The organism is Pseudoscardovia radai (assembly GCF_002259605.1).
Taxonomy (GTDB): domain Bacteria; phylum Actinomycetota; class Actinomycetes; order Actinomycetales; family Bifidobacteriaceae; genus Pseudoscardovia; species Pseudoscardovia radai.
Genome location: NZ_MWWR01000009.1, coordinates 30,867 through 51,534, shown reverse-complemented (window position 1 = coordinate 51,534; position 20,668 = coordinate 30,867). Strand labels below are relative to the sequence as shown.

Below are 20,668 nucleotides of genomic sequence, written 5' to 3'. Positions count from 1 at the left end.
AAGCGTGCGGTGAACGAAGCCGATGCGAGGCTGGCTCGGGAATCGGCATGCATCTTGGCACGCGTCAGGTCCGGGATGAAAACACGTCCCGCGCCGAGCGCATCTATTCTCTATTCTTTTTCCGCCCTCTCTCCTCCGTCTCCTTCTCCCCGTCTCTCGTCTTCCCTCTTCCCCCTCCTTTCCCCTATTCCTTCTTTTCCCGTTCAGATCTTTCTCCCTCCTCCCCATCTCCCTTTGACTCCACCCCTCCGCCTCCTCCTTCTTCCCTCTCCTTTTCCCCTATTCCCTCTTGTCCCGTTCAAATCTTTCTCCCTCCTCCCCATCTCCCTTTGACTCCACCCCTCCGCCTCCTCCCTCTTCCCTCTCCTTTCCCCATTCCCGCTCTTTCCATCCATGTCTCTCTGCCCCTTCTTTTTCTCCTCCCTTTCTCACCCCTCGTCCTGTTCTTTTCTTTCCCCTTTTTCCCTCCTTCTTCCCTCGTCCTTTTTCTTCTTTCTTCCCCGCTCCTCTTTTCTCCCCACCGTCGTATGAGTCTCGAAAAGCAAGGGGCTGTGCCGGGAAACGAGACATCGTCCCCCGGCACAGCGGGTGCATCATGGATCAGAAAACACCGGGGCGGAACCCAGCGCCGCCGGGCTCGGATTCCTCCGCGTCCTCCGCGGCATCCGCCGCCTCGCCCTCGCCCGCGGCCTCAGCGTCTACGCCCCGCGCATCGTCTTCGCCCGACGCACCATCGCCCGAGCCGAACGGCCGCGTGACGCCGAACGTCTGACCCGACCCGGCGGGAGGAGCTCCCCCACCAGATGCGCGGGCTTCCATGGACGACACCGCCGCGCGGGCGGCGTCCTCCTCGTCCTGCGCCACCTGGGACGGCTTGGAATTGCGCGACTTGCGCTCGAACGAGCTGACACCGCGGCTCAGGTCGTGCCCAATGGACGCCGCTTCGATGGACAACGCCGTCCTCATGCTGCCGTCCTGCGCCTTCCAGCTGTCGGATACCAGCTGCCCGTTGATGATGACGGGGTCGCCGCGGGAGATGGATTCCTTGACATTCAGTGCGAGCTGACGATACGCCCGCACCGACATCCAGGTGGTGGGGAGGTCCTCCCATCTGCCTTCGCGCTGGCTGAAATACCGGCGAGTGCTGGCCACGCGGAACACGCAGCAGGGGACCTTGCCGACGTCCCCGATCAGCCGGGGCTCGCCGCCTACATAACCGGTCACCGTGACCATGGATTGCTGTGCCATTGTTCTTCCTTTCATTCTTTCTTTCCACCGACTCGGCGGCGAAGCTTGCGCTCGCCGTCGGCCGGTTGCGTCGCCTTCCGCGGATGCGCCCCGCGCTCCGTGCGCGCGGCGTCGACTGTTCGCAGGGGATGCGATGCTCTCGTCGTCGTGCGGAAGGTGCGTCCACTATGACGCATGCGACACGCTGACGCGGCCGGTTTCGGACAATGTGGAAAAACGTCGGCGAAAGCTTACGATGTGGACGGATTTATCCACAATGTCCGCATAGCGAACGCCAAATTGTCCCATTCTGGCGTATCTCGACGATTTCTCAGCGGTGCACGGCATCGGTGGCGTGCACGATCTCGGCGGCGCGCAGCATGCCATCGGCGGTGCGCACGATCTCGGCGGTCTCTGCCAAGCGCCCCCGCCATGCGCCATGGGCTGCCCGTCGCCGAGGGCGCAAAATCCTGCACCCCCAACCACGATTACCCCGGCCAACCACCCCACCAGACGGCCTATCCCCCACCGAGGGCGCACAATCGTGCACCCTCAACCCCGGTTAGGCAAAAGATCGGCCGGGTTTGAAGGGACAGTGGCCACCGAAGGTGCAATCCCGTGCACCCTCGACCCGGATTAGGCAGAGAATCGGCCGCATCTGGAGAGGTAACCAGCACCGAGGGTGCAATCCTGTGCACCCTCGACCACGATTACCCCCGCCAACCACACCGCCAGACAGCCCACCCCCACCGAGGGCGCATAATCGTGCACCCTCGACCGCGGTTAGAGAGGGGCAGGCCGGGTTTGAGGAACCTATTCCGCGCCGAAGGAGCACAATCGTGCACCCTCGACCACGATTACCCCGGCCGATGACCCCGCCAGATGGCCTATCCCCCACCGAGGGCGCATAATCGTGCACCCTCAACCCCGGTTAGGCAAGGATTCAGCCGGGTTTGAAAGGGCAACCGCCACCGAAGGCGCACAATCGTGCACCCTCGACCCCGGTTAGGCAGAGAATCAGCCGCATCTGGAGAGGTAACCAGCACCGAGGGTGCAATCCCGTGCACCCTCGGTGCGCGCACCGCGCCCGGGCACCCGCGCCGCGCCACCCGCGCCGCGCGCAGCACCGACACCCGCGCACCCGCCTCCGCCCCGCGCGCGCTACTGAAGCGCGGCGATGCGCTCGCGGATGCGGGCGGCGGCGTCGGCCACAGCAACGGCCTCGTCATTCTCGCCGTTGCGGTCGCGAATCTCGATCGTGCCGTTGTTCACGGTGTCGCGGCCCACGACGGCGATGATCGGCGCACCGATGAGCTCGGCGTCCTTGAACTTCACGCCGGGGCTCACCTTGCCGGCGCGGTCATCGTAGAGGACCTCCACGCCGGCGTCGGCCAGCTCGGACACCAGCGCGTCGGCGGCCTCGAACGCCTTGGGGTCCTTGCCCGTCGCCACCACGTGCACCTGCGCCGGAGCCACGGACACAGGCCACGCCAGGCCCTTGTCGTCATGGTGGAACTCGGCGATGCACGCCATCACGCGCGAAACACCGATGCCATAGGAGCCCATCCACACCGGCACGGCCTTGCCCTGCTGGTTGAGAACCTTGAAATCAAGCGCCTCGGAGTACTTCAGGCCAAGCTGGAACACCTGGCCGATCTCCACGCCGCGCTCGAAGCTGAGCGGACCGGAGCCGTCGGGGCTCATGTCGCCGTCGCGCACCTGCACGGCCTCCACGGTGCCGTCGGCCTCGAAGTCGCGGCCCCACACGGCGTGGAACAGATGCGTGCCCTCCTTGTCGGCGCCCGTGATCCACTCGGCGCCGCGCGTCACATGCGGGTCGATGAGGTAACGGATCGGGCACTTGATGCCGGCGGCCTTGGCCTGCGGGCCGAGCACCATCGGGCCGATGTAGCCCTTGACAAGCTCGGGATGCGCCTTGAGGTCGTCCTCGGTGGCCTCCTCGATCTCGGCCGGGGCGAAGCTGGCCTCGAGACGCTTCATGTCGACGGTGCGGTCGCCGGGAACGCCGATGGCCACGATTTCGCGCCACGGCTTGTCATGGTCCTCGTCCTCCGGGTGCTTGACCGCGATGATCAGGTTCTTCAGCGTGTCGGCGGCGGTCCACTCACGCCCGTCGGAGCGCGGATGCAGCGCATTGGCCTGCGCGACCAGCGTCTCGATGGTCTTGGAATCCGGCGTCGCCAGCGCCTCCATGGCCGGGGTGTCGGTGAAGTCGACGGGCTCGGGCACCGGCGTGGTCAGCGCCTCGACGTTCCAAGCCTTGCCGGACGGCGACATGGCGAAGGTGTCCTCGCCAATGGGCAGCGGCGCAAGGAACTCCTCGGATTCGAAGCCGCCCATCGGGCCGGACACGGCATGCACGATGACGTACTTCACGCCCAGGCGGTCGTAGATGCGACGGTAGGCCGCGCGCTCCTCGTCATAGCACTTGATGAGTCCTTCCTTGTCGATCGTGAAGGAGTAGGCGTCCTTCATCACGAACTCGCGGCCGCGGATCAGGCCGGCGCGCGGGCGGAATTCGTCGCGGTACTTGCTCTGGATCTGGTAGAGCGTGACGGGAAGGTCCTTGTAAGAGGAGTACATGTCCTTGGCCATGAGGGTGAACATCTCCTCATGGGTCGGGGCAAGCAGGTAGTCCTGGTCGTGGCGGTCCTTGAAGCGGAAGATGTTCTCGCCGTATTCCTCCCAGCGGTGCGTGCGCTCGTACGGCTCGCGCGGCTGCATGGCGGTGAAGTGGACTTCCTGGCCGCCGATCGCGTCGATTTCCTCGCGCACGATGGCCTCGATCTTGTTGAGGACCTTGAGGCCGAGCGGGAGCCAGGCGTACAGGCCCGGGGCGACCTTGCGAATATATCCGGCGCGCGTCAGCAGCTTGGCGGAGTCGACGTCGGCATCGGCGGGATCGTCGCGCAGCGTGCGCAGGAACAGGGTGGACATACGCATAACATGTGAGCTCATGGTTCCTCAGACTATTCGCGTTGCGTGACAAAGCACGATGGTCCCGGCGCCGCGCGGCGGCGAGAGTCCACGATGCTTCCGCCGCTCATCAGACACCGCGCCCGGGCATCCTCCCTCATGCGGAGAACAGCAGCCAGAAGTACCCGGTTCCGATGAGGAAGCCGCCGATGAGGCCGCCCACATGCGCCGACAGGTTGATGCCGCGGTTGCCCAGCCCCGGCGCGATGCACAGGAACACATTCGTCACGATGGCGCCCACATTGAGATACGCACGCAGGGACGGCACGAACAGCATCGCCACGTACACGCCGAGCAGCCCGCAGATCGCACCGGAGGCGCCGGCGGAGACGACATCGTATTGCCCGCTGGACTCCTGAACCGCCCACGTCAGCAGGTTTCCGAGCAACCCCGACACAAGATACGTCACGATGAGGAACAGTGACCCCGTCATGATCCGCGTGCCGAACGCCATCTCGATCACCACGCCGAGGTACAGAAGCGACATCATGTTGCACGCCAGGTGCACGAAGCCGAAATGCACGAACATCGACGTCATCAGGCGCCACCACTGGCCGCGGCGGATGTCACGCACCGTCATGGCGCCGAAGCGCCGTGCCACGCGGATATCGGTGCTGCCGCCCGCCACGGTTTCAAGAAGGAAGACGATGATGTTGATTGCGATCAGCGCGAAGGTGACCGGCGCGGCGGAGACGAGCTCGGCCGGATCGGAGTAATACATGCGGGCTCCTTTCGACGTCTCTACGATACCGCCGCCGCGCGCAGGAATGCCGCCGCCATGCGCAGGGTTACCGTCGCGCGCACACCATGCAACGCCCGCCCGCGCGCCGCCACCCGCCTCAGAACAGAACGCCCTGCGCGAATTCGTCGTCCTCGCCATCATCCGCCGACGACGCGCCATCCACCTTCGTCAGCGCAATCGCGCCGACGTGCCCAAGCGTTTCGCACGCCTTCTCGGAGCGCGCCACGAGCTCCCTGTCGATGCGCATGGCGCCCTCGCTTACCTCGAACGCACGCGGGCCGACCCCTTCGAGGTACAGCCCGTCGAGCGACTCCACGCGTGACAGCGCCACATACCCCATGCCGGGCGCGAACGTGCGGCGCAGGTCCATCACCGCGGCGTCCAGCGTCATGCCCTGCGACTTGTGAATCGTAATGCCCCACGCGCAACGCAGCGGGATCTGCGAGACCTCCGCCAGCACCGCGTCGTTGTCCGTGATCTGCCAATCGGCCGGGTGCATCGTCACCACATTGCCGTTGTCGAAGCTCACGATGGGCGCGCCGCCCGCCGCCTCGGACGCGGCCGAGGGCGCGCCGGATGACAGCCGCTTCTCGAAATCCGTCACCACGCCGATGGACCCGTTCACGTACCGGTGCTCGGAATCGTTGCGCAGCGCCATGACCACGGCGCCCTTTTTCAGCGACAGCCTTTCCGGGGCGAGCATCGAGCGCTTGAGCTGCTTGACAAGCGTGGGCGAGCCCGTGGACGTGGCGATGAAATCATGCGACATCCCGGGCAGCTGGTACAGGCGCATGTCGTTGAGCTGGTCGGCCTGGCGGTTGGTCGGGTACAGGCGCACGATCGGCATGTCCACGGGCACGGCGCCGACGCGGCCGTCGAGCACCGCGCGGTCGGCGGGCGTCACGGCGCCCTCGCGGATATGGGTCAGGACGCTCAGCAGCTCGCCGTGGTCCTGCCTGTGCTGCTCGGTGAGGTAGCACACCACCGGGTCGAAGTCGCGCCACACGAAGGATTCGGTGATGAAGCCGTCGGGGTCGTGCCCGGCGTCGGCGTAGGACTGGCGGTATTGCGCCACGTCTGGGTCCATGCGCAGGCCGTCGTCCGAGTTGCCGCGGTTGGTGCGGACGACGGGCGGCAGCTGGAAGAGGTCGCCGGAGATGACGACCTGGAGGCCGCCGAAGGGGTGGCCGGCGTCGTGGCGGATGGCGCGGCAGATGCGGTCGACCATGTCGAACTGCCAGGCGGGCATCATGGAGATCTCGTCGATGACGAGCACGTCGGCGCGGCGGATGGCCTTGCCGCGGTAGGTGCGGGCGCGGCGAAGAAGCGCCTCGGTCGGCGCCTGCGCCACTCCCATGCCGCTCCACGAGTGGATGGTCTGGCCGTTGATATGCGTGGAGGCGATGCCCGTGGTGGCGGTTATCGACACGATTTTCCCGGCCGCGCGGGCGGACGAGATGAACTGGTTGAGCACATAGGTCTTGCCTGCGCCCGGGGCGCCGGTCAGGAACACCGATGCGCCGGCGTCGAGGATCTTCAGCGCGTCCGATTGCTTCATGGGCTCCCTTTCTCCTGGATTCGCGGGCTGGCGGGCTCATCCGGCTCGCAGGCCGGTTCGACTGGTCCGGCCTCACCCAGAGTACTCGTGACAAACGAAGGCCGATTTCTGGGGCAAAATCGTATATACACCGCACAACCGGCGTTCGTTTGCCACAGCTTCTCTGCTCTATACCACACTCTTAAAACGCGCTACCTTCAGAGTCCCCGGCGATGCACCATGGTTCGGCAACTTTCCGCGCGAATGCGCAAAATACAAGAAAAGAACCCGAGCTCTCCGTCACAGGCAGAGACAGGGGTTCCTCTACAATTTCACTATTTGTGAAACTATTCCGTAAAACGTGTTGACGATTCCTTTTTCGTGTTTATACTTCGAGCGTCAGAATTTTTCATAACAGAACCGCCGATGCAAAGGAGGTCACTTTGTCAGACAGCAAGAAAACGTACCATGAAAACGCTCTCAAATTCGCGGAACACGCCGACGAGACCGAACAAGACAAAAGGCGAGTTGAGATCAGGAAAGATCGCGAACGTCGCTTCAAGGGCACATGGCCGCTTGTGGACATTGAGGAAGTGCGCAAACGCTACGCCCCGAAAGACCCGCACGGCCACAAGCAAGGATACAAATGGAATTTCGAAGACAATCCTGAAGATCATAAACACGGTTACGTGGTGTCTTGCGATATGATAACCGGCTCCCTCAGAGTATTCCTGAAAATTCCCCACACCAAGAAGTCAAAAATCAAACGTAAGGCCATTCATATTGAAGACAACACAATCGGAGAGGACAAGGATACACACTACAGAATCAAGAAACGCAACGGCAACGACACAGCCAAAGGAATCCAGCGGACGTTGAAAAGGAGAAAAAACAAGAAAAACAAGAAAAAGCATGGCAAGACATCAGACAACGACAACCAATAAGGCAGCCCTATGCTGAAATACAACAAACACGCCTAAGGAGCCAACCCATGATTCTCATGCTGTATCACGATTTGTCCAAGGTCAAGCATTGGTACGGGCCACTGCCGGATGATGGACCGGTCGAAACGGACAACGTCTCCGTGCTGGGTACCTCCGAGGACTGTTACATGGACGACGAAACGTATCCGGCGTACTACGACAACGTCTTCGGCCCTATCAACGACGTCTGCGGCTCGGACCTCGACAATTTCGACTACGACTTCCTCAACGCCGAACAATGCAAGAAACTCATCCCCTGGCTCGACGAGCAGATCAGGCATCCTAACGACAAACGATTCCTGCCCATGTACAAGGAACTCAAGGACTACGCGCTCAAGGCCATCGAATACAACACCGGCATCGGCATCGAGTGCTGTTGAAAATCAACCGCTTCCCCGCCTCGAACGGACGGAAAGATCCACCCCACGCCGTAGTTCGTCTCCATGACGTCGCTCGTCAAACTGCGTTGCCGAACACAACAACAGAAATTGAGTGAGACCTTCCCATGCATTTCACTATCTGTGAAATCCTTTCTTTCATTACAGCGCGTCTTCTCATTCTGTGTGTTATCATCACCGAGTAGAAAGATACCTTGATTCCATGAAAGGAGCCTACGATGACCGACACCAAGGACATCTTCCACAAGAACGCAGTCACTTTCTACGAACACGCAGACGAGACCGAGCAGGACAAGGAACGAATCGAAAGAGCCCAAAACCGCGAAAGCCGATACAACGACGCCTGGCCAAAAGTCGACATCGAGGAAGTGCGCAAACGCTACGCCCCGAAAGACGCGCAAGGCCATAAAAGCGGATATAAGTGGGTCTACGAAGACAACCCCAAAGACCACAACCACGGCTATCAGGTCGTCTGCGACATGCTCAACGGATCTCTTAGGGTCTACCTGAAAATTCCCCACACGAAAAAGTCGAAAATCAAACACAAGGCTGTTCACATTGAGGACAATTCATTCGGGGACAAGACAAACACGCATTACAAGATCAAGAAACGCAACGGCAATGACACTAGAAGGGGAATACTCAAAACACTGGAAAACCGGAGAAGAAAAAGAATAAAGCCGAAAACGAACGGAGTTGACAACAACCCGCCGACAAACGGCAGCAAACAACGAGCATCGGACACAAAGCACAGCAACAAGAATTGACGTCAGGAGCAAATGATGATTCTTTCGCTTTACCATGATCTGAGCAAGGTCAAGAAGTGGTATGTGAACATTCCGGCCGACGACCCAGTTGACACGGACAACGTCACCGTACTCTACACCAGCGAGGACTGCGACATGGACGAAGACTGGGAAGCGTACGAAAAATGCTTCTTCCTTCCAGTCGACAAGCTATGCAACGCACTTCTGGAAATGTATGAGTACGACTTCCTCAACGCGGAGCAGTGCAAGAAGCTCATCCCCTGGCTCGACGAGCAGATCAGGCATCCTAACGACAAACGATTCCTGCCCATGTACAAGGAACTCAAGGACTACGCGCTCAAGGCCATCGAATACAACACCGGCATCGGCATCGAGTGCTGTTGAGGATGTGACGACACATGAAATCAACGTATTTTCTGCCGGGCGCGTACTGGGACAAAATGAAACACGACGCCTGCAGCATTCCCGAATACGTTGATCTCTTTACCAAGCGCCTCGCGTCGTTGGGCTGCACCTTCAACGACAACAGCTTCCCCGCGTTGGAATCGAATTGGTTCATGCATGGAGAACCTCACGATATGGCGACCTTCACGATGCGAAACGCGCCATACATCAAAGACCACGGGCGAACACTCCTGTGTTTCTACAGTTCCGACAGACGAATCTATCCCAGATTCGACACAATCGACCAGAACCTTCCGATCTACCGTGAATTCATGGGAGTAGTAGCACCAGACCTCACGGTCTCTCCCGAGACGCCCATCAAAGAATGAAGGAGCGCCATTCGGAAAAGCAGATACTCATCGTGTGAGTTGTTGTCTATAATTTGTATACGGAATTCACTTCACGTGAAACCCATTCCGCCGCAAATCAACAAAAAAGACAGAATAATGAGAATGCACAGCGACGCCAACGAAAACAGGAGGATTCGCATAGCATCGCTAATCATTCTCCAGAAAAGCGCCGAACAACAAAGAAGGAAAGACATGGCAACTCCACTGGGGAAGGCTTTGCGCAAGATGCGCATCGACAGAGACGAATTGCTTAAGGACATGGCAGGCAAACTTGACATGTCGTCATCCATGCTGTCATCAATCGAAAACGGCACACGAAAGGCACCCAATGGATTCATGGAGCGCATCGAAAACGCCTACGCTCTGACTGACGAGGAAAAGGATGACATCGGGGCCGCCCTGTCGGACGAATGGGGAGAGGTACGCATACCCGTTGACGATGTCGACGCCGACGACAAGGAATTTGCATTGACATTCGCTAGAAGCTATAGGAAAGTCAGCGAGGAGGACAAACGACGAATCCTAGATATTCTGAGGAAAGGAGAGTGAATGGCCCTTTCTGCTTTCGAGGCATTCGTCAAGAACGACCGTGTCGACAACTTCGAGAATGGTTTCGTCGTTCCACCGACAAGTCGCGACAACATCCGACGTTGGCGAATTGCCGATGCCCCCGCCAATAGTCGGCCTCACTGGTCGCCACACTGCCAGTGAGAGGTACTGTCGGACAAACGATCGCTGAGCGTTATCAGGTTTCCCCCAGAGCAGCCGAAGTTGAAAAGAGCAAACTCAACAAGATAACAGGGGTCCGGAACTCACTCCCGGCGTAGGGTCGCACTGGCCGGAATCGGGGGATTGCGCCCGGGCACCGCCTTCTCACCATGGCCGACAGACTTCTCACCACGGCCGACAGAACAGTCTGGGTCAGGCGAGCCGGAACAGCCCGAATCCCATCAGGCTGGTCCGACCCGCAACCAGCCTGAATCAGTACTCGGCCTTTTCGGGCGTGGAGGCATCCTCAATCGGATTGCCCTCGGACTCATACACGCGCAGCAGGCTGGTCGCCTCGATGCGCGCGGCGCCGGCGCGGGCGGCCTCGGCATCGGGGCCGGGCGCGGGCACGAAGCACATCTCGCGGTAATAGCGCAGCTCGTCGATGGACTCCACGATGTCCGCAAGCGCGCGGTGGCCGCCGTGCTTGGCGGGCTTGTTGAGGCTGACCTGCGGGTACCAGCGGCGCGCGAGCTCCTTCATGGTGCTGACATCGATCACACGATAGTGCAGCAGGCTGGTGAGGTCGGGCATGTAGCGGTCGAGGAACTTCTTGTCGGAGTGGATGGAGTTGCCGGCCAGATGTGCCTTGCCGTGGCCTTCGGCGGGCAGGAACGGCCTGACGTACTCGACCACCTGGCGCGTGGCCTCCTCGAGGGAGACGCCGGTGGCGTTCCACTCGTCGATAAGCCCGGAGACGGTGTGCATATGGCGCACGAAATCGTTCATATGCGCGACGGCGGCGTCGGACGGCTTGATCACGATGTCGAAGCCCTTGTCAAGCACCTTGAGGTTGAAGTCGGTGGGGACGACGGACACCTCGCACAGTTCGTCGTGGAAGATGTCGAGTCCCGTCATCTCGCAATCGATCCAGATCATGCGGGATTCTTCGGGGCTGAAAACCTGATTGTCGTCGTGCGCCATGGATGGCCGTCCTTTCGTCTGCGTTCATCTGCGTTCGCCTGCGCCGCATCGCCTGCGCCGCATCGTCGGCACCGCTTCGTCGGCGTCATGGCGCGGTCCGGCGCGCCACGGAACGTTTCAGACTACCGCGCGGCGCATCGTTGCGCAAGCCGCGCTCCCGCGCCGCGCCGCCATCGCCCACGGCGCATCATGTGCCATCGTCCATGCCATCGTCGCACAATGACCGCATGAAGATCGCACTCGTCCAGACCCATATGTCCGATTCCGTCGACGCCAACCTCGCGCACGCGCTCGAGGCGATGCGCACGGCGGCGCAATCCGGCGCCGAGCTCATCGTGTTCCCCGAGGTGCAGCTCTCCCCGTTCTTCCCGCAGTACCCCGGGCGCGACGCCTCCCGCTACGCCATGCGCCTCGACGGCCCCGAGGCGCGCGCCCTCCAGAACGAATGCGCGCGGCTGGGCGTCTGGGCGTCGCCGAACCTGTACATCGAACGCGACGGGAAGCGCTTCGACACAAGCCTGCTCATCGACGACCGCGGGCGGCTTGTGGGAACGCAGGAGATGATCCACATCGCGCAGGCCGAGAAGTTCTACGAGCAGGACTACTACGCGCCGGGCGACCGCGGGTTCCAGGTCTTCGACACCCCGATGGGCCGCATCGCGATCGTGGTGTGCTTCGACAGGCACTACCCCGAGTCGATTCGCACGCAGGCGCTGCGCGGGGCGGATCTGGTGCTTGTGCCGACCGCGAACACGACGGCCGAGCCGGCCGAGATGTTCGACTGGGAGATCAAGGTGCAGGCCTTCCAGAACAGCGTGGCCGTGGCGATGTGCAACAGGTGCGGCGTGGAGGGGAATATGGAGTTCTCCGGGCGTTCCCTGGTGTGCGGGCCCAATGGCGAGACGATTGCGCAGGCCGGCGCCTACGACGAGCTGCTCCTGGCGGACGTGGACCTCGGCGCGGTGCCGGCGGTGCGCGCGGGTAGGCCCTATACGCAGCTGCGGCGGCCAGACGTGTATGCGTGATGCACCGCGCGCGGGCGGCGCGGCGATAGCACACGCATTGTGCCGGCACGCCGCCGACACCGGCCCTTCCCAATCCACCAATCCACACGACATGCACGGAATCTCCATCGTTTCCCCGCTCAGCGGAAAAACGATGGATAACCGCCGAATCCACACGCGCAACAGGTACGATAAGACCATGACACAAGCAATCATTCACACGTCCGAAGGCGACATCACCGTCGACCTCTTCGACGACAAGGCACCGTTCACCGTCCAGAACTTCATCGCGCTGGCCGAAGGCACCCAGGAATGGCGTGACCCCGACACCGGCGAGACCCGCACCGATCCGCTGTTTGACGGCACCACCTTCCACCGCATCATCAAGGACTTCATGATCCAGGGCGGCGATCCGGCCGGCAACGGCACGGGCGGCCCCGGCTACGTGTTCGACGATGAGATCAACGATGTGAAGTTCGACCGTCCGTACATCCTCGCGATGGCGAACGCCGGCATCCATCCCGGCCCCGACGGCCGCATGCACGGCACCAACGGCAGCCAGTTCTTCATCACCACCGTCCCCACCCCGTGGCTCGACGGCCACCATACCGTGTTCGGCGAAGTGGCGGATGACGACAGCAAGAAGGTCGTCGATGCCATCGAAGGCGTTGCCACGGACGCGCGCGACATGCCGCTCGAGCCCGTCATCATCGAATCCGTCGAGGTTCTCGACGAGGAGTAGCCTGTGGTTGGCTTTTGCTGACTAGCGGGTTCGTCGGCGCAGGTTCAGCTGACGCGGGTTCAGCTGGCGCAAGGCCGGCTCTGCTACGGCCAGATGCAGAAGGCGCATGTATGTCGATTGACATGCACGCGCCTTTTTTGTGTGCGCTGTGTCCTGCGTGACCGGCACTTGCGGCGGCTGGTTTTCAACGATTTCGCCGACGTTCACCGGATAGGAAAATCGTGGACCATGCGGCAGATTCCCACACGGCACCGCTACTGGCGGTCAGCCTTTCTGCTCCTGCTCGGCGGGGAAATGCGCGACGTCCACGAGGGTCAGCGCCATGTAGCACGGCTCCACCGCCTTCAGCGAATGCGGCTCGCCCGGCGCCAGGTAGATGACGTCGCCGGCGCGGAGGACGGACTTCTCGGCGCCGATCCAGAAATCCATCACGCCCTGCAGGAGCGTGACGACGACCGCGCGCGGCGAGGCGTGCTCCTTCATATCGCAGCCCGCATCCATGGCGAACACCACGTGACGCAGCCTTTCGTTGTTCTCCACGATTTTCGACGTCGTGGCATGCGGCGTGATGGGCAGATCCTGGAAAATCCCCGTCACGACTTTCGTTTCCTTCGACGATGACAGTGCCATACCCCCTCCCTCTCGATCGGCACGGATGGGTGTTCCAAGACTACCGCGCGGCCCGCCACGGCCGGTCGGCGCGACCAATATGCAGCGAGGGAGCAGAATCGTGCACCCCCGATCGCAGTTACCCCAGCAATCAGCACCACCCAGCACCCAAACCCACACCGAAGGAGCAAAGTCGTGCACCCTCGACCGGGATTACCCCAGCCCAAGACCCCTCTCACCCACCTAACCGCCACCGAAGGTGCAAAATCGTGCACCCTCGACCGGAGTTACCCCAGCCCAAGGCCCTTCTCACCTACATAACCCGCACCGAGGGCGCACAACCCTGCACCCTCGACCGGGGTTACCCCACCCATCCGCACCTCCCGGCACCCTAACCGCCACCGAGAGAGCACAACCGTGCACCCTCGACCCCGCTTACCCCGGCCCAGGATCCTTATCACCCACCCAACCCGCACCGAAGGTGCACCATCGTGCACCCTCGACCGGGGTTACCCCACCCATCCGCACCTCCCGGCACCCTAACCGCCACCGAGGGCGCACAACCGTGCACCCTCGGCTATGACGAACGTCATCTCGCAGCGGGGCATCGTCACGCGGATTGTGGTTCCTCCCGGTCCGCGAGTATCCTGTGGTTCAGAAGCCGGCGACCCTCGTGTTTCCACAATCTCTCACGTTTCCACAGAGAGGTATTTCGCGGGACGGCGCCGTCTGCTTCGTATCGTCCTCGGACCCAGCACATTTCCGAAAAGAGAAACCAATGGTGAACGCCAACAACCCTTCCGATCCCGCCTCTGGTGATTCTGCCGGATACGTCGGCAACGCCTACGGGCAGAACGGGGCTAATCAAACTAGCCAACCGTATCAAGGAACGCAGTACCAAGGCGCATACGCCCAGCCGCAGTACGCGCAGCAACCGTATGTGCAGTCGCAGTACGCGCAGCAGCCATACAGCCAAACCACCCCCAGCAATCCTTATGACCAAGGGCAATATGCCAGCGCTCAGCCCGCTAGCCCTTACGCCCAGCCGCAGCTGAACTACGCTGCGCCGGCGCCGCAATATCAAAACGCACCCCAGTACCAAAGCACACCCGCTTTCGGTCTGAGCGATAAGTCGAAACTCGCCGCCGGACTTCTCGGCATTTTCCTCGGCGGCTTTGGCATTCACAATTTCTATCTCGGCTACACCACGAAAGGTGTCATCCAGCTGGTGGTCAGCCTTTTCACCGTCGGCATCGGTTCGCTCTGGGGATTCATCGAAGGAATCCTCATCCTCTGCTCGGCCACAGGATCGCACTGGCACCGCGATGCGCAAGGACGCGAACTGCGCGACAACGCATAGTCGCGTATCGGCAGTCAGAAAAGCTGTCAGGAAACACGATTTTCCCGCCGTTGCCCCGCACCGAGGGCGCACAACCGTGCACCCTCGACCGGAATTAGATGTCGGGAGAACCGATGTTGAGAGGGCAACCCGCATCGAGGGCGCACAACCGTGCACCCTCGACCCCGCTTACCCCACCAATCGGCACCTCCCGGCACCCTAACCGCCACCGAGGGCGCACAACCCTGCACCCTCAACCGGAGTTGGCGGGGCAAAGCCGGGTATAAGAAGAGTAACCCCCACCGAGGGCGCACCGCAGTGCACCCTGGGCCGGGATTAGGCACAAGAAGAAGCGGGTGGGAAGGGGCAACCCCCACCGAGGGCGCACCGCAGTGCACCCTCACCGCCCATCACCGAACCAAGCCACACCAACAACGGATCAGCTTGTGATGTGGATGCCGCCGGAGAGGGCGGCGACGACCAGGCGCACGCCAAACCAGCAGATCAGTCCCAGCCCGACGCCCCAACCGGCGAACCACCAGACGAAGAATCGGTCGCTGCGGCGGAAACATTCGTGTCGCAGGGAAGCCAAAACAAGCTCGAGGATGATACCGACCGGTCCGAACAGAGCCGGCAGAACGATCGAGATGAATCCGGGCGCGTTGCGCAGGGGATTGTAGATCATGCCTTTCGACCCATTCCCAGTAAGCCCAGAGAACCCAGAGAGTCCGGCGAATCCCGCGGATCTATTGAAAGCGCCTGCAAAATCGCCGCTAGCGAATGACTCGACCGCGGCGCGGAACCGCCCGCGCTCGTCGAGCGTGAGGTCGGGGTAGCGCGCCCACACGAACAGCGGCGCCGTGAACGCAACCAGCACCACGCCCAGGACGATGGCGGCGATCCGCAGCACCTGCGCCGCATCGGGGTCGCTGCCGAGCATCCAGCACAGTGCGACGACGAACAGTTCAAACACCGCCGCGATGACACACCAGATCGCGAGTCGCACACGACGGCCACGCCGCACCTTCCGCACGATGTCGTCGATCGGGTCGGCGGAGGAAAAAGCAGAGGCGGCGGCAGAGGCAAAAGCGGAGGCAGAGGCGGCGGGACCGGAAAAGGCAGAAGACGCATCGTGAATCGTGGACGACCCCGCCGAAAAATCGTATGCCCCGCCTCGCGCAGCACCACCGCGAGCGCCACCGAACGCCGCGCCATCGTCCACCGAAGATGCCGTCGCGGACGCCGCGCCATCAGAGCGACCGTTCTCGCGCAGCACCTGCTCCTGCACCGCAGACCAGATCGAACGGTCCGCCTCGCCCGGCTGCTCCTGCCCCTCCGCCGGCGCGAACGGCACCTGCCCAGGCGTCTCCCACGGCCGCCATCCCGCGCCTCCGCCCGCGCTGATCGGCGCGGAATCCCTCTTGTGGTCGTTCATCGAGGCCTCTCTCCTATCGGTGTCCCCTAGATACTTCACGATTCTACCTGACCGCGCCACGCCGCTCTCCCTTCCCGCCCCGCTCCGTCGCTCGTCGGCTGAGGGGTATATGCCCTCGCCGAAGGTGCACGATATTGCACCCTCGACCGAAGTTAGAGGGGCCAGAGGGCAGATTCACCGGCCTAAACCCTGTCGAAGGTGCACGATATTGCACCCTCGACCGCAATCACCTCGCACAAACAGCTCTCCCAACCGCCTAACTCCCACTGAGGGTGCACAATCCTGCACCCTCGACCCGGATTACCCCGCCCAAACCACACCCACCATCCACTAACCGCCGCCGAGGGTACACGATATTGCGCTCTCGACCCCAGTTACCCCACGGGGACGCTGCTCCCGGCCGCCTAATCCCCGCCGAGGGTACACGATTCTGCACCCTCAACACCAGTTAGAGAGGAAAAAGACTGACCGAAGAGAGATAACCCGCACCGAAGGAGCACAACTGTGCACCCTCAACCACAGTTAGGCACGGGAGAAGGCGAACAGAAAGAGGTAACCCCCACCGAAGGCGCACAATCGTGCACCCTCGACCGGGATTAGACGGGAAAAAGGCAGACAGGAAGAGGTAACCGCCATCGAAGGAGCACAACCGTGCACCCTCGACCCGGTTAGGCACAGGAAAAGGCAGGTTCGACGGGGTAATTGCCACCGAGGGTGCATAATAAAGCACCCTCGGGAGCAGATCGCCAGGCCCATCGTCAATGAACCTGCTGATTCCACCACCGAGAGTGCACGAATCGTTGTCTCAACTGCGGCCGGTCATCTCACCCGCCTTCCCGCCGCCCGACCGAGCGCCCTTCTTCCCGCTCGTCCCACTCCCCCTCCCACTCTTCGCCTTCTTCCCGCTGCGCGACCGGCGCAGATCGGTCATCTCGCGCAAGGTCATCGGCGCCTCAAGCGGCGTCACCGTGCCTCCACGGCGCGCGATCCGTTCGGCCACACTGCGCACGACGGCCCGGCGGCGGTCCTCGTCACGCAAATCGTCCCAAGTCACGTTGACCAGCAACCATTGCGCGTCGCCGAGCAGCTTGATGCGCCGCTGATCGCTCTCCCATGCCTCCTCATGATGCCGCCCGTCGTACTCCACCGCAACGCCCCACTGTGGGAAGGCGAGGTCGAGGAAAAACCGCCGCACCACCCCACGCTCATCCCTCACATCGGCCGCCGCATTCACAACCGGCCGCGGCAGACCGTAGCCCTCCAGCAGCAGCCGCACCTGCGTCTCGGGCAGCGAATCGGTGCCCGGCTGCATAAGCCGCAGCGCGCGGCGGCAGTTGAGGAATCCGCGAGGCGTCGGCAGGCCCTTCTCGTCAAGGCGCCGCTCGAACTCGCCGACCGCGCGCGTGAAGTCGTCGGGCGTGTGCCAGCGGACGTCGGCGTCGCGGCGCATCATCGCGTCACCGAGCAGCACGAGGTCGCCGAGGCTGACATACGATGCGAACATCAGCCACGTGTCGAGCGGCGCGACGCACTTGATGCCGTCGCTGGTGATGGTTTCGACCGGATGGCACCATTGCACGCACCGCAGCCCCTGTATGCGTCGGCGCGATGTGCGCGAATCCGCGTAGATGACGAGTTCATCGTCCGCGGCGAACGTAGCGCGCGGCGTCTGTTGGGCTTGCGGTGTCTGTTGCGCCGAGTTCGCCGGGCGCGGTGTTTGCGCTTTCTGCTGCGCCCGCGCCTTCCCCGCCTTTGCCGACCGCGCGGGAGGATGCAAACGCAGTCGCTCCTGCACCTCGCGCGGCACATCGATGCACATGAGTTTCAGTGCGGTGTCGAGCGCAAAGATCAGCGGTCGCGACGACCGGCTTTGGGCCTCGCGACAGCGGGCCAGGGTTTCCGCACGTTGGCGCAGCAGCCTGACGCGGGTCGTTTCGAAATGGATACCTTCTGATTGCTCAAGCAATCGTGATTTTTTAGTACTCATAAGGGCACCGTAACAAAGACGCGCGCGGAATGGGGTGTGTCGCGGGAAATGTTGATAACTTCGTTCGGGCGCGTGCAAGGCATCTATGTTTTTGGCTTAAATACTGGGCTTTTTAACTTCTGGAAGTTATCCACAATACGATTTTCCCGCCGTCTTCCCCGCCGTCCGCGGCAAGATGCGGCGTCATCAGAGGCTTGCGCCGCCCGAGGTGCCCCCACCGCAGACCAATCGGCGTCGAAGGCGCAACATCGTGCACCCTCGACCCCAGTTACCTCACCGATCGGCGCCACCCGGCACCCTAACCGCCACCGAAGGCGCACATCCCTGCACCCTCGACCGAGATTAGGCAGGGAAAGAGGCGGGTTCGACGGGGTAATCGGCGCCGAGGGAGCACAACCGTGCACCTTCGACGCAGGAGAGCGGCCAATCAAAAACAATGGGATGGGTTTCGGACAGAAATCGGTGTTTTTGCCACGAAATCCGGGTCAAAATGTCCGCAAGCCATCCCACTGTTATCGGGGAGATTGCGCGCATGGGGCCGGGCCCACATCGGGCTGGGCGCACAGTGAGGAGGGCGCGCGCGTTTAGGCGACCACCACGCACGCCACCCACGCGACCAAGCACACGGCTCCACGATTGCAAGATCCACGCACCCCAAACGAAACCGCCACGCACGCGACCAAACACACGGCCCCACGATTGCAAGATCCACGCACCCCAAACGAAACCACCACACGCGCACACCCACGCGGCCAAACACAAGGCCCCGCGGGCGCGGGATACGCGCTCACGGGGCCTTGATACAGGGCCTTGTGTGAACCTTAGAGACTTAGACCTCAGAGACCCAAGCCGCACCAATCACATCGATCAGTCGTGGAAACCGCTGTAGTTCGGGGCTTCCTTGGTCATGACGATGTCATGCGGATGGGACTCGCGCAGACCGGCGTCGGTGATGCGCACGAAGCGGCCCTTCTGCTTGAGCTCCGGAATCGTGCGGGAGCCGGTGTAGAACATCGTCTGGTGCAGGCCGCCGACGAGCTCGTACAGCACGTAGTTGAGGGAGCCGCGGTACGGAACCTCGCCCTCGACGCCTTCCGGCACAACCTTGTCGTTGCTGGTGACATCGGCCTGGAAGTAGCGGTCCTTGGAGTAGGACTTCTTGCCGCGCGGAGCCATGGCGCCCATGGAGCCCATGCCGCGGTAGACCTTGTACTGCTTGCCGTGCAGGAGCACCTTCTCGCCCGGGGCCTCCTCGGTGCCGGCGAGCAGGCCGCCGAGCATCACGGAATCGGCACCGGCCACGATGGCCTTGGCGATATCACCGGAGTAATGGATGCCGCCATCGGCGATCAACGGGATGCCAGCCGGGGTGCAGGCCTGCGCCGCGTCATAGACGGCAGTGAGCTGCGGCACGCCGACGCCCGCTACGATGCGCGTGGTGCAGATGGAGCCGGGGCCGACGCCGACCTTGACGGCGTCCACGCCCGCGTCGATCAGCGCCTGGGCACCCTCGCGGGTCGCCACGTTGCCGCCGATGATCTCCACGCCACGGAAGGCCGGGTCGGACTTCAAGCGCTGGATCATGTCGAGCATGAGCTTGGCATGGCCGTGCGCGGTGTCGACGACGAGCACGTCCACGCCCGCATCCACGAGCGCGGTGCAACGCTGCCACGCGTCACCGAAGAAGCCGACGGCGGCGGCGACGCGCAGGCGGCCCTGCTCGTCCTTGGTGGCGTCCGGGTACTGCTCGGTCTTCACGAAGTCCTTGACGGTGATGAGGCCGGCGAGCTTGCCTTCGTCATCGACGAGCGGCAGCTTCTCCACCTTGTGCTGGGCGAGCAGCTTGTGCGCGTCCTCCTTGGAGATGTTGGCCGGGCCGGTCACAAGGCCGTCCTTGGTCATGATGTCCTTGACCTTGAGCGTGTCATAGTCGGCCGGGTCCACGAAGCGCATATCGCGGTTCGTGATGATGCCGACGAGATGATTCTCGCTGTCCACCACCGGCAGGCCGGACACGTGGTACGCGCCGCACAGCTTGTCGAGCTCGGTCAGCGATGCCTCGGGCTGCACCGTGAGCGGATCGGTGATCATGCCGGATTCGCTGCGCTTGACGATGTCGACCTGGTTGGCCTGGTCCTCGATGGACAGGTTGCGGTGAAGCACGCCGATTCCGCCGTTACGCGCCATGGCGATGGCCATCTGGGATTCGGTCACGGTATCCATTGCGGCGGAGATAACCGGGGACTTCATCGTGATGTTGCGGGTGAGGTGGGTCGTCGTATCGACTTCCGAAGGGACGACGTCCGACTCATTGGGGAGCAGCAGAACGTCATCATAAGCGAGTCCCAGCTTCTGGAACGGAGCGGGAAGCGGATTATAGGAATTATCAGCTGTGTTTTCAAAAGCCATAAAACT

At 62.2% G+C, this 20,668-nt stretch carries 19 protein-coding genes; 9 read left to right on the top strand and 10 right to left on the bottom strand.

Translation table 11 applies throughout. The annotated features are described in order from the left end of the window. Positions 1–203 precede the first annotated feature (203 nt). From PSRA_RS09195 to PSRA_RS06150, 5 genes are all read right to left on the bottom strand, one after another. A complete protein-coding gene (locus tag PSRA_RS09195; protein WP_143516362.1) occupies positions 204–395 on the bottom strand; it encodes a hypothetical protein in 192 nt (63 codons plus the stop codon). Between the two features lie 205 nt (positions 396–600). After that, positions 601–1,248: a single-stranded DNA-binding protein gene (locus PSRA_RS06165; RefSeq protein ID WP_158216340.1), complete on the bottom strand. Its 648-nt coding sequence runs from the start codon at positions 1,246–1,248 to the stop codon at positions 601–603. A gap of 1,140 nt (positions 1,249–2,388) precedes the next feature. Further along, on the bottom strand, positions 2,389–4,206 hold the full coding sequence (locus PSRA_RS06160; protein ID WP_094661032.1) for a proline--tRNA ligase: 1,818 nt from the start codon (positions 4,204–4,206) through the stop codon (positions 2,389–2,391). Between the two features lie 115 nt (positions 4,207–4,321). Next, on the bottom strand, positions 4,322–4,945 hold the full coding sequence (locus tag PSRA_RS06155) for a rhomboid family intramembrane serine protease (RefSeq protein ID WP_158216339.1): 624 nt from the start codon (positions 4,943–4,945) through the stop codon (positions 4,322–4,324). Positions 4,946–5,063: 118 nt separating this feature from the next. Continuing rightward, positions 5,064–6,524 (bottom strand): PIF1 family DEAD/DEAH box helicase, encoded by a 1,461-nt coding sequence (locus tag PSRA_RS06150; protein WP_094661031.1) that lies wholly within the window; start codon positions 6,522–6,524, stop codon positions 5,064–5,066. 422 nt (positions 6,525–6,946) lie between these two features. Here PSRA_RS06150 and PSRA_RS09375 point away from each other — a divergent pair, with 422 nt between their 5' ends. The 6 genes from PSRA_RS09375 to PSRA_RS09500 all read left to right on the top strand — a co-directional run bounded on the left by PSRA_RS09375 (position 6,947) and on the right by PSRA_RS09500 (position 9,994). Beyond that, entirely contained in the window at positions 6,947–7,447 is a 501-nt protein-coding gene (locus PSRA_RS09375; RefSeq protein WP_094661030.1) for a hypothetical protein, read from the top strand. Between the two features lie 47 nt (positions 7,448–7,494). Then, positions 7,495–7,866, top strand: a complete 372-nt coding sequence (locus PSRA_RS06140; RefSeq protein WP_094661029.1) for a hypothetical protein — start codon at positions 7,495–7,497, stop codon at positions 7,864–7,866. A 236-nt stretch (positions 7,867–8,102) separates the two neighbouring features. Further along, a complete protein-coding gene (locus PSRA_RS06135) occupies positions 8,103–8,651 on the top strand; it encodes a hypothetical protein (protein WP_094661028.1) in 549 nt (182 codons plus the stop codon). Between the two features lie 15 nt (positions 8,652–8,666). Further along, the gene (locus PSRA_RS06130) at positions 8,667–9,035 is read left to right on the top strand and encodes a hypothetical protein (protein WP_094661027.1); all 369 of its coding nucleotides are present in this window, start codon (positions 8,667–8,669) and stop codon (positions 9,033–9,035) included. A gap of 14 nt (positions 9,036–9,049) precedes the next feature. Then, complete coding sequence (locus PSRA_RS06125; protein WP_094661026.1) at positions 9,050–9,424, top strand: hypothetical protein; 375 nt, start codon at positions 9,050–9,052, stop codon at positions 9,422–9,424. Positions 9,425–9,637: 213 nt separating this feature from the next. Next, positions 9,638–9,994: a helix-turn-helix domain-containing protein gene (locus PSRA_RS09500; protein WP_211280498.1), complete on the top strand. Its 357-nt coding sequence runs from the start codon at positions 9,638–9,640 to the stop codon at positions 9,992–9,994. Between the two features lie 432 nt (positions 9,995–10,426). Here PSRA_RS09500 and orn read toward each other — a convergent pair whose 3' ends face one another. Further along, positions 10,427–11,137, bottom strand: a complete 711-nt coding sequence (orn, locus tag PSRA_RS06115; RefSeq protein WP_094661025.1) for an oligoribonuclease — start codon at positions 11,135–11,137, stop codon at positions 10,427–10,429. A 227-nt stretch (positions 11,138–11,364) separates the two neighbouring features. On the opposite strand from orn, the gene PSRA_RS06110 reads away from it, so the two are divergent. Together PSRA_RS06110 and PSRA_RS06105 are read left to right on the top strand one after the other, a co-directional pair. Next, a complete protein-coding gene (locus tag PSRA_RS06110) occupies positions 11,365–12,162 on the top strand; it encodes a carbon-nitrogen hydrolase family protein (protein WP_094661047.1) in 798 nt (265 codons plus the stop codon). 178 nt (positions 12,163–12,340) lie between these two features. After that, on the top strand, positions 12,341–12,883 hold the full coding sequence (locus PSRA_RS06105) for a peptidylprolyl isomerase (RefSeq protein ID WP_094661046.1): 543 nt from the start codon (positions 12,341–12,343) through the stop codon (positions 12,881–12,883). Between the two features lie 264 nt (positions 12,884–13,147). On the opposite strand, the gene PSRA_RS06100 is transcribed toward PSRA_RS06105, so the two are convergent. Next, the gene (locus tag PSRA_RS06100; protein WP_094661024.1) at positions 13,148–13,513 is read right to left on the bottom strand and encodes a cupin domain-containing protein; all 366 of its coding nucleotides are present in this window, start codon (positions 13,511–13,513) and stop codon (positions 13,148–13,150) included. 757 nt (positions 13,514–14,270) lie between these two features. On the opposite strand from PSRA_RS06100, the gene PSRA_RS06095 reads away from it, so the two are divergent. After that, positions 14,271–14,852: a TM2 domain-containing protein gene (locus PSRA_RS06095; RefSeq protein WP_094661023.1), complete on the top strand. Its 582-nt coding sequence runs from the start codon at positions 14,271–14,273 to the stop codon at positions 14,850–14,852. A gap of 418 nt (positions 14,853–15,270) precedes the next feature. Here the strand turns inward: PSRA_RS06095 and PSRA_RS09370 are convergent, their stop codons facing one another. From PSRA_RS09370 to guaB, 3 genes are all read right to left on the bottom strand, one after another. Next, positions 15,271–16,185: a hypothetical protein gene (locus PSRA_RS09370; RefSeq protein ID WP_158216338.1), complete on the bottom strand. Its 915-nt coding sequence runs from the start codon at positions 16,183–16,185 to the stop codon at positions 15,271–15,273. 886 nt (positions 16,186–17,071) lie between these two features. After that, on the bottom strand, positions 17,072–18,253 hold the full coding sequence (locus PSRA_RS06085; RefSeq protein ID WP_143516360.1) for a hypothetical protein: 1,182 nt from the start codon (positions 18,251–18,253) through the stop codon (positions 17,072–17,074). 867 nt (positions 18,254–19,120) lie between these two features. Continuing rightward, positions 19,121–20,662, bottom strand: a complete 1,542-nt coding sequence (guaB, locus tag PSRA_RS06080) for an IMP dehydrogenase (RefSeq protein WP_094661020.1) — start codon at positions 20,660–20,662, stop codon at positions 19,121–19,123. Positions 20,663–20,668: the final 6 nt, after the last annotated feature.

Coding starts and splice junctions, on each gene's coding strand:
- PSRA_RS06105 (WP_094661046.1), top strand. CDS start 12,341: ATGACACAAGCAATCATTCACACGTCCGAAGGCGACATCACCGTCGAC.
- PSRA_RS06165 (WP_158216340.1), bottom strand. CDS start 1,248: ATGGCACAGCAATCCATGGTCACGGTGACCGGTTATGTAGGCGGCGAG.
- PSRA_RS06150 (WP_094661031.1), bottom strand. CDS start 6,524: ATGAAGCAATCGGACGCGCTGAAGATCCTCGACGCCGGCGCATCGGTG.
- PSRA_RS06135 (WP_094661028.1), top strand. CDS start 8,103: ATGACCGACACCAAGGACATCTTCCACAAGAACGCAGTCACTTTCTAC.
- guaB (WP_094661020.1), bottom strand. CDS start 20,662: ATGGCTTTTGAAAACACAGCTGATAATTCCTATAATCCGCTTCCCGCT.
- PSRA_RS06125 (WP_094661026.1), top strand. CDS start 9,050: ATGAAATCAACGTATTTTCTGCCGGGCGCGTACTGGGACAAAATGAAA.
- PSRA_RS06100 (WP_094661024.1), bottom strand. CDS start 13,513: ATGGCACTGTCATCGTCGAAGGAAACGAAAGTCGTGACGGGGATTTTC.
- PSRA_RS09500 (WP_211280498.1), top strand. CDS start 9,638: ATGGCAACTCCACTGGGGAAGGCTTTGCGCAAGATGCGCATCGACAGA.
- PSRA_RS06110 (WP_094661047.1), top strand. CDS start 11,365: ATGAAGATCGCACTCGTCCAGACCCATATGTCCGATTCCGTCGACGCC.
- PSRA_RS06085 (WP_143516360.1), bottom strand. CDS start 18,253: ATGAGTACTAAAAAATCACGATTGCTTGAGCAATCAGAAGGTATCCAT.
- PSRA_RS06160 (WP_094661032.1), bottom strand. CDS start 4,206: ATGAGCTCACATGTTATGCGTATGTCCACCCTGTTCCTGCGCACGCTG.
- PSRA_RS09195 (WP_143516362.1), bottom strand. CDS start 395: ATGGATGGAAAGAGCGGGAATGGGGAAAGGAGAGGGAAGAGGGAGGAG.
- PSRA_RS06130 (WP_094661027.1), top strand. CDS start 8,667: ATGATTCTTTCGCTTTACCATGATCTGAGCAAGGTCAAGAAGTGGTAT.
- PSRA_RS06155 (WP_158216339.1), bottom strand. CDS start 4,945: ATGTATTACTCCGATCCGGCCGAGCTCGTCTCCGCCGCGCCGGTCACC.
- PSRA_RS06140 (WP_094661029.1), top strand. CDS start 7,495: ATGATTCTCATGCTGTATCACGATTTGTCCAAGGTCAAGCATTGGTAC.
- PSRA_RS06095 (WP_094661023.1), top strand. CDS start 14,271: ATGGTGAACGCCAACAACCCTTCCGATCCCGCCTCTGGTGATTCTGCC.
- orn (WP_094661025.1), bottom strand. CDS start 11,137: ATGGCGCACGACGACAATCAGGTTTTCAGCCCCGAAGAATCCCGCATG.